This is a genomic window from Shouchella shacheensis (assembly GCF_001484965.1).
In the GTDB taxonomy this organism is placed as follows: Bacteria; Bacillota; Bacilli; order Bacillales; family Bacillaceae_D; genus Shouchella; species Shouchella shacheensis.
Window position 1 is genome coordinate 80,642 of sequence record NZ_LLYY01000014.1, and the last position, 16,636, is coordinate 97,277.

Annotated in this window: 13 protein-coding genes; 7 read left to right on the forward strand and 6 right to left on the reverse strand. The window is 47.6% G+C overall.

Annotation, left to right across the window (positions count from 1 at the left end; translation table 11 throughout):
- Positions 1-17: 17 nt before the first annotated feature.
- From mnmG to rpmH, 6 genes are all read right to left on the reverse strand, one after another.
- Positions 18-1,907, reverse strand: a complete 1,890-nt coding sequence (gene mnmG / locus AVZ68_RS13530) for a tRNA uridine-5-carboxymethylaminomethyl(34) synthesis enzyme MnmG (RefSeq protein ID WP_059105090.1) — start codon at positions 1,905-1,907, stop codon at positions 18-20.
- Positions 1,908-2,470: 563 nt separating this feature from the next.
- The gene (gene mnmE / locus AVZ68_RS13540) at positions 2,471-3,847 is read right to left on the reverse strand and encodes a tRNA uridine-5-carboxymethylaminomethyl(34) synthesis GTPase MnmE (protein ID WP_059105092.1); all 1,377 of its coding nucleotides are present in this window, start codon (positions 3,845-3,847) and stop codon (positions 2,471-2,473) included.
- A 331-nt stretch (positions 3,848-4,178) separates the two neighbouring features.
- Positions 4,179-4,811 (reverse strand): RNA-binding cell elongation regulator Jag/EloR, encoded by a 633-nt coding sequence (gene jag, locus AVZ68_RS13545; protein WP_059105107.1) that lies wholly within the window; start codon positions 4,809-4,811, stop codon positions 4,179-4,181.
- Between the two features lie 23 nt (positions 4,812-4,834).
- A complete protein-coding gene (gene yidC / locus AVZ68_RS13550) occupies positions 4,835-5,698 on the reverse strand; it encodes a membrane protein insertase YidC (RefSeq protein WP_245628142.1) in 864 nt (287 codons plus the stop codon).
- A gap of 114 nt (positions 5,699-5,812) precedes the next feature.
- Complete coding sequence (rnpA, locus tag AVZ68_RS13555; protein ID WP_059105093.1) at positions 5,813-6,172, reverse strand: ribonuclease P protein component; 360 nt, start codon at positions 6,170-6,172, stop codon at positions 5,813-5,815.
- 52 nt (positions 6,173-6,224) lie between these two features.
- A complete protein-coding gene (gene rpmH, locus AVZ68_RS13560; RefSeq protein ID WP_059105094.1) occupies positions 6,225-6,362 on the reverse strand; it encodes a 50S ribosomal protein L34 in 138 nt (45 codons plus the stop codon).
- A gap of 549 nt (positions 6,363-6,911) precedes the next feature.
- Between rpmH and dnaA the strand changes: the two genes are divergently transcribed.
- From dnaA to gyrA, 7 genes are all read left to right on the forward strand, one after another.
- Positions 6,912-8,261, forward strand: coding sequence for a chromosomal replication initiator protein DnaA (dnaA, locus tag AVZ68_RS13565; RefSeq protein WP_059105095.1), 1,350 nt, complete (start codon positions 6,912-6,914; stop codon positions 8,259-8,261).
- 167 nt (positions 8,262-8,428) lie between these two features.
- Entirely contained in the window at positions 8,429-9,571 is a 1,143-nt protein-coding gene (gene dnaN, locus AVZ68_RS13570) for a DNA polymerase III subunit beta (RefSeq protein ID WP_059105096.1), read from the forward strand.
- 459 nt (positions 9,572-10,030) lie between these two features.
- Positions 10,031-10,294, forward strand: a complete 264-nt coding sequence (yaaA, locus tag AVZ68_RS13575) for a S4 domain-containing protein YaaA (RefSeq protein WP_367576339.1) — start codon at positions 10,031-10,033, stop codon at positions 10,292-10,294.
- A 6-nt stretch (positions 10,295-10,300) separates the two neighbouring features.
- Entirely contained in the window at positions 10,301-11,428 is a 1,128-nt protein-coding gene (gene recF / locus AVZ68_RS13580) for a DNA replication/repair protein RecF (protein ID WP_059105097.1), read from the forward strand.
- 4 nt (positions 11,429-11,432) lie between these two features.
- The gene (remB, locus tag AVZ68_RS13585; protein ID WP_059105098.1) at positions 11,433-11,717 is read left to right on the forward strand and encodes an extracellular matrix regulator RemB; all 285 of its coding nucleotides are present in this window, start codon (positions 11,433-11,435) and stop codon (positions 11,715-11,717) included.
- Positions 11,718-11,773: 56 nt separating this feature from the next.
- Positions 11,774-13,696, forward strand: a complete 1,923-nt coding sequence (gene gyrB, locus AVZ68_RS13590; RefSeq protein ID WP_437182696.1) for a DNA topoisomerase (ATP-hydrolyzing) subunit B — start codon at positions 11,774-11,776, stop codon at positions 13,694-13,696.
- A gap of 48 nt (positions 13,697-13,744) precedes the next feature.
- A complete protein-coding gene (gene gyrA, locus AVZ68_RS13595) occupies positions 13,745-16,246 on the forward strand; it encodes a DNA gyrase subunit A (protein WP_059105100.1) in 2,502 nt (833 codons plus the stop codon).
- Positions 16,247-16,636: the final 390 nt, after the last annotated feature.

Sequence of the window (16,636 nt, forward strand, 5' to 3'; positions counted from 1 at the left end):
ATGGTCGTCCTTCCGTATTAAGATGATGTTTTCGCTAAACGCCCCTGCTCCAAGTACACAAGAAGGATGGACGTATCCGCTGGGTTCACTCCAGAGACACGCGACGCCTGCCCAACAGAGAGCGGACGGACTTCCTTCAATTTTTGCCGTGCTTCTGTTGCAAGACCATGGATGGCATCGTAATCAAGATCTTCAGGAATAATCTTCTTCTCCATTTTCTTCAAACGCTCCACCTGCTGCCACATTTTCTCAATATACCCTTCGTATTTCACTTGAATTTCCACTTGCTCACGCACTTCTTCATCTAGCTCCTCTGGCGCTCCTGGAAGGAAGGGAGCCAAACGGTCATACGTCATTTCCGGGCGTTTCAAGAGCGACGTTGCCTTTAGGGCCTCACTCATTGGGGCTGAACCCCATTCTTCGAGCGACTGATTCAATTCATCGGAAGGTTTGACCGTCAACGTTCCCACCCGTTTTTTCTCTCTTTCCACCGCTGCCTTTTTCCCTTCATATCGAGCGAAACGTTCCTCTGGAATGAGTCCAATGGTATGGCCTAATTCGGTAAGACGAAGATCCGCATTGTCGTGCCGCAAAAGCAAACGGAACTCGGCGCGTGACGTCAGCAAACGATACGGCTCATTTGTTCCTTTTGTGACGAGATCATCAATCAACACGCCAATATACGCATCCGATCGGTCGAGAATAATGCCTTCTTTGCCAAAGGCTTTTTGTGCAGCATTAATGCCAGCCATAATGCCTTGTCCGGCTGCTTCTTCGTACCCGGATGTGCCGTTGATTTGTCCGGCTGTGAACAACCCGCTCATTTTCTTTGTTTCCAGTGTTGGCCAAAGCTGCGTAGGGACAAGTGCATCGTACTCAATCGCATAACCTGGACGCATCATCCGTACGTTTTCTAGGCCTGGCACTGTTTTCAGCATGTCGAGCTGGACGTCTTCAGGGAGACTGGTCGACAAGCCCTGCACATATACTTCTGTCGTGTTCCGCCCTTCCGGCTCAAGAAAAATCTGATGGCGCGGCTTATCGTTAAAACGGACTACCTTATCTTCAATCGATGGGCAGTACCTTGGACCCGTTCCCTCTATCATACCGGAATACATCGGTGAACGTCGAAGGTTAAGCGAAATAATTTCGTGCGTTTTCTCTCCTGTATACGTTAACCAGCAAGGAAGCTGGTCGGTGATATAGTTTGTTGTTTCGTAAGAGAAGGCACGCGGCTCATCGTCGCCTGGCTGAATTTCCGTTTTTTCATAATCAATGGTCGTTCCATTGACCCGAGGTGGCGTCCCGGTTTTAAAGCGAACCATTTCAAAGCCAAGCTCCTGTAAGTGATGCGAAAGCTCTACCGAAGGCTGCATATTATTCGGTCCACTATCATAGGAGAGTTCTCCCAAAATAATTTTTCCACGTAGGTAGGTTCCAGTCGTAACAACAACGGCTTTCGCCCGATACTCAGCTCCGGTATTGGTAATGACCCCGCGGCACTCTCCGTCCTCGACGATCAATCGCTCCACCATGCCTTGGCGTAGAAGCAAATTCTCCTGCTCCTCAATGGTCTTCTTCATTTCCTGTTGATAGCTAAATTTATCGGCCTGTGCCCGCAACGCACGTACAGCTGGGCCTTTCCCTGTGTTCAACATCCGCATTTGAATGTAGGTTCTGTCAATGTTTCGCGCCATTTCTCCACCTAGCGCGTCAATTTCACGGACAACAATGCCTTTCGCCGGTCCTCCCACCGACGGGTTACATGGCATAAACGCGACCGCATCTAGGTTTAGTGTCAGCATCAGTGTATTCGCGCCCATTCTTGCAGCCGCGAGTCCCGCCTCAACGCCCGCATGACCGGCACCAATAACGACAACATCGTATGTTCCACCTTGATAGCTCATGTTCAGGCCATCAGCATACAACCAAAGACAGCTGTCTTTTCGATCCTCTATGGCTGATGGCTTCCTCCTTTACTTGCATGAGGATCATGCATCCGAATGTCTCCGTTCTTTCTATCAGTTTAGCGTTTGCTTTCCTTTTTTAGATGGAGAGTTGCGGGTAGGAGCTCCTAACCAACCCGCCTTCGCTTTTCTTGATCCAGCTGCAGTGGGCAGGGGCTCGAGTCTTTCAGTCAGCCTGATTAAGCCAAGTTCAGGCTTGATGCAGCCTGCCTTCCAAGATTTTTCGCCCCTAAACGCCCACTTCCACTTTTCTTCTGATCCAGCTGCGGCGCCCACTCGCTCGAGGTTTCTTCACGCCGCCAGATCAAGCCAAGACCGGGCTTGATCCTGCCGTCGCTCCAGAACTTGTCGCTCGTGATCAGGGCACCTTCGCTTTTCTTCTGATCCAGCTGCGGCGGGTAGGAGCTTCGAGATTTTTCGCCCTGACAACGAAATCCAAAACCGGGATTTCTTTTGTCAGGTCTCCAAAATTCTCGCTCCTAACCAACCCGCCTTCGCTTTTCTTATTTCCCCAAGCAGAATTGGGAAAAGAGCTGGTCGATGAGGCTGTCTTGAATGTCTTCACCGATGATTTCCCCGAGTAGCTCCCACGTTCTGGTGACGTCGATTTGTACGAGATCAATGGGAACATTCCTATCACTGGCGCTAAGTGAGTCGCGCGCGGTCTGTCTGGCATGTTCAAGAAGACCGATATGGCGGGCGTTGGAGACATACGTCAAGTCTCCGCCTTCCACTCCGCCAGCAAAGAATAGCTCGCCAATCGCCTCTTCTAGTCGATCGACGCCTTCTTCATGGATCAAGGCTGTTGTAACAACCGGGCGACCATCTGCAAACTTCCGGACTTTCTCCATATCCAAGCGTTTCTCTTGATCGGTTTTATTAACGATAACGACCACATCGAGCCCTTCGACCGCTTCAAACAACGCCTCATCCTCTACCATTAAATCCTCTCCATAATTAAGGACAAGTAAAACCAGATCCGCTTCTTTTAAGGCCTGTCTCGAACGCTCAACCCCCATTCGCTCGACAATATCCTCTGTTTCTCGAATCCCAGCTGTGTCCACGAGCCGAAGCGGCACTCCTCTGACGTTCACATACTCTTCAAGCGTGTCCCTTGTCGTCCCTGGGATATCCGTGACAATGGCCTTCGCTTCATGGACCAGGCTATTCATCAACGAGGACTTCCCTACGTTTGGTCGACCAATAATTGCTGTGGCGAGCCCTTCCCGCAAGATCTTTCCTTGCTTCGCCGTCACAAGAAGCGCCTCGATTTCCTGTAAGACAAATGACATTTTCTCTTGCAAAATACCATGAGTGACCGTTTCCGCATCGTATTCTGGGTAGTCAATGTTGACCTCTACGCTAGCCACGGTTTCAAGCACCGCTTGCCTGAGCTGCTGAATCTTAGCAGATAGCCTGCCCTCCACTTGGCGCAGTGCGACGTTCATGGCGCGGTCGGTTTTTGAGCGAATCAAATCCATAACGCCTTCTGCTTGAGACAAATCAATTCGTCCATTTAAAAACGCGCGTTTCGTGAATTCCCCCGGCTCAGCCAGACGAGCCCCATGCCTGAGCACGAGTTGCAAGACGCGATTAACGGACACAAGGCCGCCGTGGCAATTGATCTCCACGACGTCTTCCCGTGTATACGTCTTAGGGGCGCGCATCACCGTCACCATCGCCTCTTCCACGGTTGTCTTTTCTTCATCGTCTAGCAAATGGCCGTAGACAATGGTATGACTTGGCACATCCGCAAGAGGCGTATTTCCTTTAAACAGCTTGTCGCTAATTGCAATCGCTTCGTCTCCGCTCAGCCGGACAATCCCAATCGCTCCCTCACCAAGGGCAGTCGAAATCGCGGCAATTGTATCGAATTCCATGTTACCACCTCCATCTGTAGCCCAACCTATGCCGAAATGCGCAGGCGCTTCTACCCGCCGCAGCTAGACAATACCAAAATGCGCTTCGGATAGACAAAAAATGAACCATCATGAATAGGTCTTCGCCTTTCGTGATGGATTTCTTAGTATTTCACTGCCATACGCATGCTCTTAAATTATAAGAATAGCATACGAGTGACGGAAAATCTATTCCCTGAACTTGGATAGGCGGGTCAAACAGAAGCGCAGATTTTGGAAGGCTTGGACTCGAAAACCCGTGCTCTTTGGTTCGACAAGATGCACGGGTTTTCCACTAGCCTATGGTTAATGGTTAACGTTTTGGTTTGACGACCACATGTCGTCTTGCTCCCTGACCGCTCGATACCGTCTCAACCTCTTTTACTTTCGCAAGTGCGGTGTGAATAACCTTCCGTTCTCTCGCCGGCATTGGCTCAAGCACCACAGCTTCTTCGAGGGATTTGGCTTTTTTACTTACACGAAAAGCCAAATCGCGTAGAGACTCGGTTCGTCGCAGTCGATAATTGCCGACGTCCAATTGAACGCGAACATGCTCATTCGTGTCGCTGTTGGCCACAGCTAAATTTGAAAGGTATTCAAGAGCATCCAAGGTTTGCCCTTTTTTTCCGATCAGCAGTCCTTGTTCTTTGCTTTCATTCGTTGTCATCTGGATATGCAGCTCTTTGTTGCTTTTTTTAACATCCATATTGACTTCGATATCCATTAGCTCAAGGGTGGTTGACAAGAAAGATTGCGCAGTCTCGTAGGAGTCAGGCTTTACATAAGCGTCGATGACCGCACGCTTCGCCCCGAAGAGACCAAGAAATCCCTTCTGTGGCTTTTCAACCACTTCATACGAAAGCCTCATTGGCTCCGCATTTAGTTCACGTGCGGCTTGTTCAATAGCTTCTTCAACGGTTCGACCTGAAACGGTAAGTTTTCTCACGCGTTCTTCCTCCCCTAACAAGCTTATTTTTTCTTCTTACGGCCAGACTTCTTCTTGTTGCTTTTCTTATTGCTCTTTTTATTATTAGCGCCACTGGAGTTCCTTTTCGCTCCAGAGTTCTTCTGCTCTTGGTCGACAACCGTTTTTTCGAGGCCGCGTTTACCAGCACTCGGCCCGGTAATGAAGTACGTTTGCAAAATCATGAAAATGTTCCCGACTACCCAGTACAGAATAACCGCTGATGGCAAAAAGACACCAATGACCAGAATCATGATTGGCATTAAATAAAGCAAAATCTTCATTTGCGGGTTGTCTTGAACCATCATCATTTTCTGCTGCACGAACGTAAGCACAAAAGCTAGTACAGGCAAAATAAAGAATGGGTCGGGATCGCTTAATGCAAACCAGAGAAACGACTGACCTGCGAGCTCTGGCGTTCGCATAATGGCATGATAAATGGCTAAAAAGATTGGCATCTGAATGATTAGAGGCAGACAACCTGCAAACGGGTTGACCTTATGTTTAGCGAAAAGTGCCTGCATTTCTTGCTGCATCTTTTGCTGCGTACGTTGATCCTTTGCGCTGTACGTTTCACGAAGCTTTTGCATTTCCGGCTGCAGCTGCTGCATGGCCTTCATGCTCTTGGTTTGTTTTACCATTAACGGCAGAAGCAGTAGTCTAAATAAAATCGTAACAGCTATGATGGCTAATCCATAATTCTGCAAAAAATCGGCGAACCAGACAATCAGAAAAGAGAGCGGATACACAAAAAATGAGTTCCAAAATCCTTCACTGTTTGACGAAATCGGCTCTTCAATGCTAAAACAGCCTGACATCACAAGCAGCATGGTTAGCAAAAGAGCTGTAAGCCCAAGCTTTTTCCTCACGGCAAGCTCCCCTCACACACCTAGAAATATAGTTTCTTCTTTATATAAATAGAAAGGCTGTTTAAAAAGTGACCTGCGTTCGAAGAACTAAACAACCCACCCGAGCCTATCCCTTCATTCTGACGAGCGCTTTGGTTTGTGTATCACTTTGGCCTTTCTCATCACGTGGAAAAGACTCCTTCGAACCTCTGAGTAGGATAAGTCCTTTGCCGGGACTCTAGCAATCACGACATAGTCACACCCAGGCCTAAGTTCGTCAGTTGCGCTTTGAAACACCTCGCGTACGAGACGTTTCACGCGATTTCTAACAACCGCGTTGCCTACGCGTTTGGATACCGAGAGACCGACTCTCCATTGCTCTTGTCCCTCTTTCGCAAGTACGTACAATACAAACTGGCGGTTGGCAAAAGACGTCCCCTCTTTAAAAACCTTAGAGAACTCTTGACTCTTTTTGACTCGCTGATCCTTTTTCATCCTTGAACACGACCCCTTGTCTGCGCTGAAAAAGACCACTGATGTCAGTGGTCTATGCAGACAATACTTTTCTTCCTTTTTGACGACGGCGCGCGAGCACGTTACGGCCATTCTTTGTAGCCATACGAGCACGGAATCCGTGATTCTTTTTCCGTTTGCGATTATTGGGTTGGAAAGTTGGTTTACCCATGTATTCCACCTCCTTCGAGGATTGTATCTAGCAGACACTCTTAAAAATTATAAAGAACGTAACGACTGATTGTCAAGCTGCTTTTTTCTCCCTCTTTTTGCGTCCGTTCGACAGCTGTGGACAGCATTCATCCATTTCTTCGTTTTCCCCACCTGCTTATCGACAGCGTGTGCACATATCTAGTATTGTGGACAAACATCCACCACAAGATACGGCATTTTGTGGATAAATCAAACAAACCGTTGCGACTGTTATTCTTTTTTGCTATGATTATATTGTTTTCACTCGTGGATTGATGTTCAGGCAAAAAACCTGTCCACAGCCTGTGGGTAAGGTTGTGGACAGGTTTTTTGTTTTGTTTACATCGTTTTCCACAGCGTGTGCAAGGTCTGAACAAGACGGTTTCCTACTATATTATATCCTTTTCACACCATCCACGTGCATGAATGTTTATACATGCACCTTGTACATTTCTTATACAACGTTGTACAGCTATTGTACGGCGTTTTCATTTCGGGGCTTACATCAGCTATAGAAGGAGGGGACTTTTTGGAAAACGTACATGATTTATGGGATCAAGTGCTCGGCAAGATGGAAACGAAGGTGAGCAAACCGAGCTATGAAACGTGGCTAAAATCAACAAAGGCAAACACGCTTCAAAATGAGGTCATCACCATCACTGCACCGAACGAGTTTGCGCGCGACTGGTTAGAAAACCACTATTCCTCTTTAGCAGCGGATATCATTGAGGAGCTCACCGGTGCCCGTCTTATGCCTAAATTTGTGATTCCTCAACACGAGGAAGAAGAAGTCGTACCAGAACCAATTCCACAAGCGCCGCCAGAGTCTAGCACAACCACCTCACCCACTTCATCTAAAACGATGCTTAATGATAAGTATACGTTCAACACGTTTGTGATTGGCTCCGGCAACCGCTTTGCTCATGCGGCATCGCTTGCGGTAGCTGAAGCTCCAGCGAAGGCCTACAACCCGCTTTTTATTTATGGGGGTGTTGGTTTAGGAAAAACCCACTTAATGCATGCGATTGGCCACTATGTCATGGAACATAACCCAAATGCGAATGTGCTTTATTTGTCTTCAGAAAAATTCACAAACGAATTTATTAACGCGATCCGCGACAATAAAGCTGTTCATTTTCGCAATAAATACCGGAGCGTTGACGTCCTTCTGATCGATGACATTCAGTTTATCGCCGGCAAGATTCAAACACAGGAAGAGTTCTTTCACACGTTTAATGCGCTTCATGAGGAGTCCAAACAAATCGTCATCTCAAGTGACCGACCGCCGAAAGAAATTCCAACATTGGAAGACCGACTTCGCTCTCGCTTCGAATGGGGCTTAATCACGGATATTACGCCTCCAGATTTGGAAACACGGATTGCGATTTTACGCAAGAAGGCGAAAGCGGAAAACCTGGACATCCCAAATGAAGTCATGCTCTATATTGCCAATCAAATTGATACGAATATACGTGAGCTGGAAGGAGCGTTAATACGAGTCGTGGCGTATTCCTCACTCATCAACCAAGATATGAACGCTGACTTGGCAGCAGAGGCTCTTAAGGATATTATTCCAAACGCCATGCCAAAAACACTCACCATTGTCGACATTCAAAAGATGGTCGGCCACTACTATCAAGTAAAACTTGAGGATTTTAAGGCGAAGAAGCGGACCAAATCTGTTGCGTTTCCTAGGCAAATTGCCATGTATCTTTCTCGTGAAATGACGGATGCCTCTTTGCCGAAAATAGGGAGTGAATTTGGAGGCAGGGACCATACAACCGTGATTCATGCTCACGAAAAAATATCCAAGCTCCTTTCCACTGATCAGGACCTGCAGCAAAAAGTTCAGGCCATGACCGAACAGTTGCGACAATAGCGCTGTGCACATGTGAACAACGCAGACAAGCCTATCCACAAATTACCCACAAGTGGATAGGCTGTCTCTTTACGTTTTTTTCGCATTTATCCACAAATAAACAAGCCCTATTACTACTACGACGATTTTAAGTACTTATTAATTTATAGTTAAAGGAGCTAGCTGCTATGCATTTTATTATTGATCGGAATCGAATGGTTCAAGAGATACAGCACGTGGCGAAAGCTGTCTCCTCTAGAACAACGATTCCTATTTTAACGGGAATCAAACTGGTCGCAACAACGGGAGGACTGACTCTTACGGGAAGTGACTCTGATCTTTCGATTGAAGCTTTTATCCCAACAACAGAAGAAGATATGGAAATCGTCACGATCCATGAAGAAGGGAGCATTGTACTGCAGGCCAAATATTTTGTGGAAATCGTCAAAAAACTGCCGGGCGAAACCATTGAAATCCAAGTGCAAGATCAATTCGCAGCCACGATCCGTTCGGCTTCTTCCGTGTTTAATTTGAATGGCCTTGACCCTGAAGAATATCCCCGTCTTCCACAGTTAGAAGAAGACCTTCTTTTCAGCTTGCCCCAGGACATGCTGAAAAACGTCATTCGTCAAACGGTCTTTGCGGTGTCCACTCAGGAAACACGCCCAGTGTTGACAGGTGTAAACTTTGAAACGGAAAACGGAGAGTTAACCTGTACTGGAACAGATAGTCACAGGCTAGCACTGCGAAAAACGAAAGTGGAGCGCAATACCGAAGAGTTAACGTTTCATAATGTCGTCATTCCAGGGAAGAGTTTGCAGGAACTGAGCAAAATTCTCGAGGACTCCTCCGATCCTACAGAAGTTGTTGTTACAGACAATCAAGTGCTTTTTAAGCTAGGAAACTTGCTGTTTTTCTCAAGGCTACTGGAAGGAAAGTACCCTTTAACCTCGGGGATGATCCCCACACAGGCAAAAACGTCTTTTGTTTTAAAGACAAAACCGTTTTTGCAAACCCTTGAACGTGCGCTGCTTTTGTCGAGGGAGGGGAAGAACAATGTAATCAACTTAAAAACGCTTGAAGGAGAGCAAATTGAAATAACGTCCACTTCGCAGGAGGTGGGGAAAGTGACGGAACGCTTAGACACGTCCAATGTCGAGGGAGAAGATATGAGAATTTCCTTCAACGGTAAAAACGTAATCGATGCCCTTAAAGTGATCGACAGTGACGACATCCATATCACCTTTACAGGAGTGATGAGCCCATTCGTCATTCGCCCGACGGATTCCGACCACTATCTGCATCTCTTCTCCCCAGTCAGGACGTATTGACAGAAAGGTGAAGGCGGGTCGTTAAGAAGCGAAGATTTTGGAAGGCCTGACAAAAGAAATACCGGTTTTGGATTTCGTTGTCAGGGCGAAAAATCTCGAAGCTCCTACCCGCTGCAGCTGGATCAAAAGAAAAGCGGAGGCGCCCTGCACACGAGCGACAAGTTCTGGAGCGGCGGCAGGATCAAGCCCGGTCTTGGCTTGATCTGGCGGCGTGAAGAAACCACGAGCGAGTGGGCGCTCTAGCTGGATCGGGAAAAGCGAAGGCGGGTCGCACCCTGCTGGGAAACTCTCTGAAGAAGGTCTCGAATGAGGACGAAAGAAAAGGACTTGGCTATATGCCCAACCTTTAGTACAATGAGAGAGGACTATAAAAATCAAAGAAAACAGCACAACATCCCGAGAGTAAAGACAACAAAAAACGAATAACGTTACCAACTAAGGCAGCATTTCACCGTAGAGATTTGCTGTCTTCCATTTCGTGTAACGGATTGTGAGGGTTCATTTGTGGAACAAGTAGTCATAACAACGGAGTATATGACGCTTGGGCAACTGCTCAAGGAAGTAGGAGCCATTGATACGGGCGGAATGGCGAAGTGGTATCTTGAAGAATTTGCTGTGGCTGTAAACGGGGAAGCAGAGAACCGCCGAGGAAAGAAGCTAAGAACGGGTGATGTCATTGAGCTCGAAGACGGACGTGAATTTCAAATCGTGCAGAAGGATTAAGAGGCGATGATCATTCATACGCTCTCCTTGCGTTCCTTTCGCAATTACGAACAGCTCTCGCTAACATTCGGCAGCAAGGTCAACGTCTTTATTGGCGAAAATGCTCAAGGCAAAACCAATGTGTTGGAAGCCATCTATGTCTTGGCGCTCGCCAAATCACATCGAACGGCGAAGGACAAGGAGCTCATCCAATTTCAAGCTCCATTTGCGCATATCTCGGCTACCGCCAGCCGCAGGAATGGAGACGTGGAAGTGAGCTTAGCCCTTTCCAGCAAAGGAAAAAAGGGAAAAGTGAACGGTCTCGAGCAGCGGCGCCTGAGTGACTACGTTGGCACCTTGAACGTCGTGATGTTTGCCCCGGAGGATCTCAATCTTGTAAAAGGGGGTCCCCATGTTCGCCGGCGCTTCATTGACATGGAGCTTGGACAAATTAGTCCTTTGTACTTGCATCATCTGTCCCTTTATCACAAGGTCCTCAAGCAGCGCAATGTGTTGCTTAAAGAGTTGCAGGCGAAAAAAGGCACGCCAGCCATGCTCGATGTGTTGACGGATCAATTGATTGAACACGGAGCTGTGATTTCACAAAAGCGTGTAACCTTTATCGTAAAACTACAAGGGTTTGCGGCGCCTATTCATGAAGCGATTAGCCGCGGCAGGGAAACGCTTGGCCTTTTGTATTCCCCTTCAGTAGAGGTATCAGAAGGGACAGATGTGTCGAAAATAAAAGAAGACCTTTATTCGGCGTACGAAAGACGCAAAGAACAGGAGATACGTAGAGGTACAACGCTGTTTGGGCCTCATCGTGATGACCTGGCCTTCATCGTCAATGATCGGGATGTGCAGACGTATGGATCCCAAGGACAACAGCGCACAACGGCACTTTCTGTGAAGTTGGCAGAGATTGACCTTATTCATACAGAGGTAGGAGAGTATCCGGTCCTGCTGCTCGATGATGTTCTTTCAGAGCTTGATGACTATAGGCAGTCGCATTTGTTGGAAACGATCCAAAACAAGGTGCAAACGTTTGTCACCACCACATCAACGAGTGGTTTGCATAAGAACGTGCTGGGCGCAGCGCTAGTGTTTTCAGTAGAGGATGGAACGGTTACAAACGTCAGTGAGAAGCCGAGGTGAGAGGATGTACATCCATATAGGTGGGGACGTGATGCTACGTGCCCGTAGTATCGTTGCTATATTTCAGTACCCAAGCGAGGAGTTACCTGCATACACAACGAATTTTTTAAGGCAGCAAAAACAGGAGGAACAGTCGATACTAATTTCGGATGAAGAGACCGTGAAGTCGATCGTGATTACAGACGATAAAGTCTATTACTCGCCGGTTTCCTCCAGTACGCTTAGCCGACGGTCCGCGATGCGGCCGGGGGCTGCCTTTGAGGAGATCTACACGAACAATGAGAAGTGAGGATTAGGAAAGTAGAGACGGATGCTAACTAGATCCGGGTGAGAAGGTGAAGGATAGTGGAAAACAATCATGACCAAGCGTATGACGAAAGTCAAATACAAGTATTAGAGGGACTCGAGGCTGTTCGAAAACGCCCAGGAATGTACATCGGATCAACCGCAGCAAGAGGATTACACCACCTCGTGTGGGAAATTGTTGATAACAGTATCGATGAAGCGATGGCAGGCCACTGCGATGAGATTTCTGTAACCATTGAACAAAATGATTCCATTAGCGTAGAGGATAATGGGCGTGGTATCCCTGTTGGTATTCATGAGAAGATGGGCCGCCCTGCCGTGGAAGTGATTATGACGGTCTTGCACGCGGGAGGGAAATTTGGGGGCGGCGGCTATAAAGTCTCCGGCGGACTTCATGGTGTGGGGGCTTCGGTTGTAAATGCTCTATCATCAAGCCTCGAGGTGAACGTCCACCTTGAAGGAAACGTCTATCACCAAGAGTATTCCCGCGGTGTTCCACAAGCAGACTTGAAAGTTGTCGGTGACACGGAGAAAACGGGAACCGTCATTTCATTTAAGCCGGACACTAAAATTTTCCAAGAAACGACAGAATTTGATTTCGATACGCTTGCTTCCAGATTGAGAGAGCTGGCGTTTTTAAATAAAGGCTTAACGATTCATATTACCGATAAGCGAGACGAAGAAGGCAAAACCAAAACGTATTTTTATGAAGGTGGAATCGCCTCCTTCGTTCAGCATTTAAACCGGGCGAGAGAAGTGCTGCATGAGGAGCCAATTCACGTTGAAGCGGAGCGTGGGGGAATAGCAGTCGAGGTCGCTGTTCAGTATAACGATGGCTTCACAAGTAGCATTTACTCATTTGCGAACAACATTAGTACGCACGAGGGTGGAACGCATGAATCCGGCTTTAAGACAGGGTTGACACGGGTCATCAATGATTACGCCCGCAAAAATAACCTCTTCAAAGAAAACGATCCAAACCTGACAGGTGAGGATGTACGAGAAGGGTTAACAGCGATTATTTCTGTCAAAATCCCAGACCCACAATTTGAGGGGCAGACAAAAACAAAGCTCGGAAACAGCGAGGCTCGAACAATTACAGACTCGCTTTTTTCTGAAAGTTTCTCTCGGTTTTTAAACGAGCATCCCTCTGTCGCAAGAAAAGTCGTGGACAAAGGGCTGATGGCCTCTCGTGCTCGCGAAGCGGCCAAGAAAGCGCGTGAGCTGACGCGTAGGAAGAGCGCCTTAGAAGTCAACTCCCTTCCAGGAAAACTGACGGACTGTTCATCCAAGGACGCGACGAAAAGCGAATTGTTCATTGTGGAGGGGGACTCCGCGGGAGGGTCGGCCAAGGGTGGACGAGACCCGTATTTCCAAGCGATTCTTCCATTGCGGGGGAAGATCCTCAACGTTGAGAAAGCAAGACTCGACCGGATTCTTGGCAACAATGAAATTCGTATGATTATCACCGCGATTGGCACAGGGATCGGTGAAGAGTTTGATATTGAGAAAGCGCGGTATCACAAAGTTGTGATCATGACGGATGCCGATGTGGACGGTGCTCATATTCGTACCCTTATTCTTACCTTTTTCTATCGCTATATGCGAGAGCTACTTGAAAATGGGTATGTCTACATTGCCCAGCCGCCTCTTTATAAAGTTGAACAAGGCAAGACGAAGGTTAACTATGTTTTCTCCGATCGTGAATTGGATGCATTGATGGAGACGGTAGAAGATCGTTCCAAAGCGAGTGTGCAACGGTACAAAGGTCTTGGCGAGATGAATGCCACCCAGCTGTGGGACACAACGATGGATCCAGAAGCCCGAACCATGCTTCAGGTAACCCTTGCGGACGCCATTCAGGCAGATGAGATCTTTGAAATATTGATGGGCGATCGTGTTGAACCTAGACGCGACTTTATTCAAGAAAATGCGCAGTATGTCAAGAACTTGGACATTTAAGATGGAAAGCCGAGGCGCGATTAACGGCTTATCGTGGAGGGTTACGCAATGGCTGAAGAAGAACAATCAAGATTAAAAGAAATACAGATTGACCAAGAAATGAAAACGTCGTTCATGGACTATGCCATGAGCGTTATTGTAAGTCGTGCGCTTCCGGATGTGCGTGATGGCATGAAGCCCGTCCACCGTCGGATTTTGTATGCCATGTATGAACTTGGCATGACGCCGGATAAAGCCTACAAAAAATCGGCACGTATTGTCGGAGAGGTTCTCGGGAAATACCACCCCCATGGCGATTCCTCTGTCTATGACGCAATGGTTCGCATGGCTCAAGATTTTAGCTATCGCTATATGCTTGTGAACGGGCACGGGAATTTTGGTTCGATTGATGGCGATTCAGCAGCAGCGATGCGGTACACCGAATCGAAAATGTCGAAAATCTCCTTGGAGCTCGTGCGTGACCTTAACAAAGACACCGTCGATTTTCAAGATAACTATGATGGAGTAGAGCGCGAGCCTGCTGTTTTGCCGGCGCGCTTTCCAAACTTGCTTGTAAACGGAACGTCTGGAATTGCCGTTGGGATGGCTACCAATATCCCCCCGCACCAGCTCGGAGAAGTCATTGATGGGGTACTTGCACTTTCTGAAAATCCGGACATCACGGTGCCAGAGCTTATGGAGTATATTCCTGGCCCTGACTTTCCGACCGGTGCGGAAATTCTAGGACGGTCCGGCATCCGCAAAGCCTATACGACGGGTAGAGGCTCAATCATGCAGCGAGCAAAGACAGAAATCGAGGACAATAAAGGAAAACCGCGTATTGTGGTTACGGAGCTTCCCTATCAAGTCAACAAAGCAAGATTGATTGAGAAAATCGCTGAGCTTGTGCGCGATAAAAAGATTGAAGGAATTACCGAGCTCACCGATTCCTCGGACAGAAACGGCATGCGCATCGTCATTGACGTTCGTCGTGATGCCAATCCGAATGTTATTTTGAATAACCTCTTTAAACAAACGGCCTTGCAGACAAGTTTCGGGATTAATATGCTTGCCCTTGTCGATGGACGCCCGAAGGTTTTAAATCTAAAAGAGTGCTTAGAAAATTATCTTAAGCACCAGGTCGACGTCATCCGCCGCCGCACCGCGTTTGAATTGAAAAAAGCGGAAGCGCGCGCGCATATCCTTGAAGGTCTTCGAATCGCTCTCGATCACATCGATGAAATTATCGCCTTGATTCGAGGGTCGGAGACGACGGAAGTCGCTCGAACTGGGTTAATGGAACGTTTTGAGCTAAGCTATGAACAGGCGCAGGCGATTCTTGACATGCGTCTTCAGCGCCTAACAGGGCTGGAGCGTGACAAAATTGAGCAAGAATACAACGAGCTTGTGAAGCGTATTGCAGAGCTAAAAGCCATTTTAGCTGATCATGAAAAAGTGCTGGAGATTATCCGTGAAGAATTGATGGTTGTGAAGCAGAAATACAATGACGAACGCCGGACGGTGATCTCGATGAGTGAAGACCATCTGGAAGATGAAGACTTGATTCCAAGGCAGAACATTGTGATCACCATCACCCATAATGGCTATATTAAGCGCCTTCCAGTCTCTACGTATCGCGCCCAGCGGCGTGGGGGCAAGGGAATTCAAGGCATGGGTACCAATGACGATGACTTTGTACAGCACCTATTCACGACAAATACTCATCACACGGTGCTATTTTTCACGAACAAAGGCAAAGTCTACCGTCTTAAAGGCTATGAAATTCCAGAGTTGGGACGTACCGCCAAAGGCATTCCGGCCATCAATCTGCTTCAAATCGATCCAGGTGAATATATCAGTACCGTCATTCCGATTGAAGCATTTGACGATGCCTCCTATTTGTTCTTCTTAACAGAACACGGAATCGCCAAGCGGACCAAGCTTTCCGCTTTTGCCAACATCCGTAAAGGCGGTCTGTTTGCCATTAACCTTCGTGAGGATGATGCGCTGCACGGCGTTCGTCTTACGAACGGAGAGCGAGAGATTATCATCGGCACAAAGCAAGGGATGGCGATTCGCTTCCCAGAAGGAGATGTTCGCCTGATGGGCCGAACTGCTGGCGGTGTAAAAGGAATTGCGCTTTCCGAAGATGACGGGGTCGTGGGCATGGACGTCATCAGCGAAGATCAGAAGGTCCTTGTTGTCACGGAAAAGGGCTACGGCAAACGCACCCCGATCGATGAGTATCGGATTCAGAATCGCGGTGGAAAAGGCATCAAGACGTGTAACATCACGGATAAAAATGGCCCGCTTGTTTCCTTGAAAATGATTGCTGAAGATGATGATATTATGATCGTCACCGCTCATGGCGTCATCATACGAACAAATGTTGAAGGCATCTCAACAACCGGAAGGATCACCCAAGGTGTGATGCTAATTCGCGTTAATAAAGGGGAAGAAGTGGCGACGGTCGCTCGTGTGAATATTAACGATGATGAAGTCGACGAATTGGCTGAAGAGGAATCGGAGCAAGAAGAGGTTGAATCCTCGAAGGAAGACAAGAGTGAATAGCGTTTAGGTCAGAACCGTCAGAGAAATCTCTGACGGTATTTTCTAGCTTCGGCAGGTAAAAGCGCGAGATTGTTCAGTCCTGCACTGAAATCCAAAGCCGGGATTGCGAGTAGCAGACCGCCTCTCGACTTGAAGCCCCCTTCGTAAACGATACAGCATTTATTGAAACGAATAGGAAGACAAGATCTGTTCTTTGGACATCGCCGAGTTGCTGGCCTCTGCCTAGATTTTTTTAAAAAAAGGGGTTGTTTATTTTTAAAGCAAATGGTAAAATGAATTTCCTGTCGCAGTTAGTAGTTCTCCACTTAGCAAAAAAAGTTGTTGACTCTTGTTGCTGACAGTGATATATTAATTGAGTCGCCAACAAAAGAGAGCGACCAACGAGTTCTT

Bases quoted from the DNA above. Each gene is read 5' to 3' on its own strand.
- mnmG (WP_059105090.1), bottom strand. From the start codon at position 1,907: ATGAGCTATCAAGGTGGAACATACGATGTTGTCGTTATTGGTGCCGGT.
- mnmE (WP_059105092.1), bottom strand. From the start codon at position 3,847: ATGGAATTCGATACAATTGCCGCGATTTCGACTGCCCTTGGTGAGGGA.
- rnpA (WP_059105093.1), bottom strand. From the start codon at position 6,172: ATGAAAAAGGATCAGCGAGTCAAAAAGAGTCAAGAGTTCTCTAAGGTT.
- rpmH (WP_059105094.1), bottom strand. From the start codon at position 6,362: ATGGGTAAACCAACTTTCCAACCCAATAATCGCAAACGGAAAAAGAAT.
- dnaN (WP_059105096.1), top strand. From the start codon at position 8,429: ATGCATTTTATTATTGATCGGAATCGAATGGTTCAAGAGATACAGCAC.
- recF (WP_059105097.1), top strand. From the start codon at position 10,301: ATGATCATTCATACGCTCTCCTTGCGTTCCTTTCGCAATTACGAACAG.
- remB (WP_059105098.1), top strand. From the start codon at position 11,433: ATGTACATCCATATAGGTGGGGACGTGATGCTACGTGCCCGTAGTATC.
- gyrA (WP_059105100.1), top strand. From the start codon at position 13,745: ATGGCTGAAGAAGAACAATCAAGATTAAAAGAAATACAGATTGACCAA.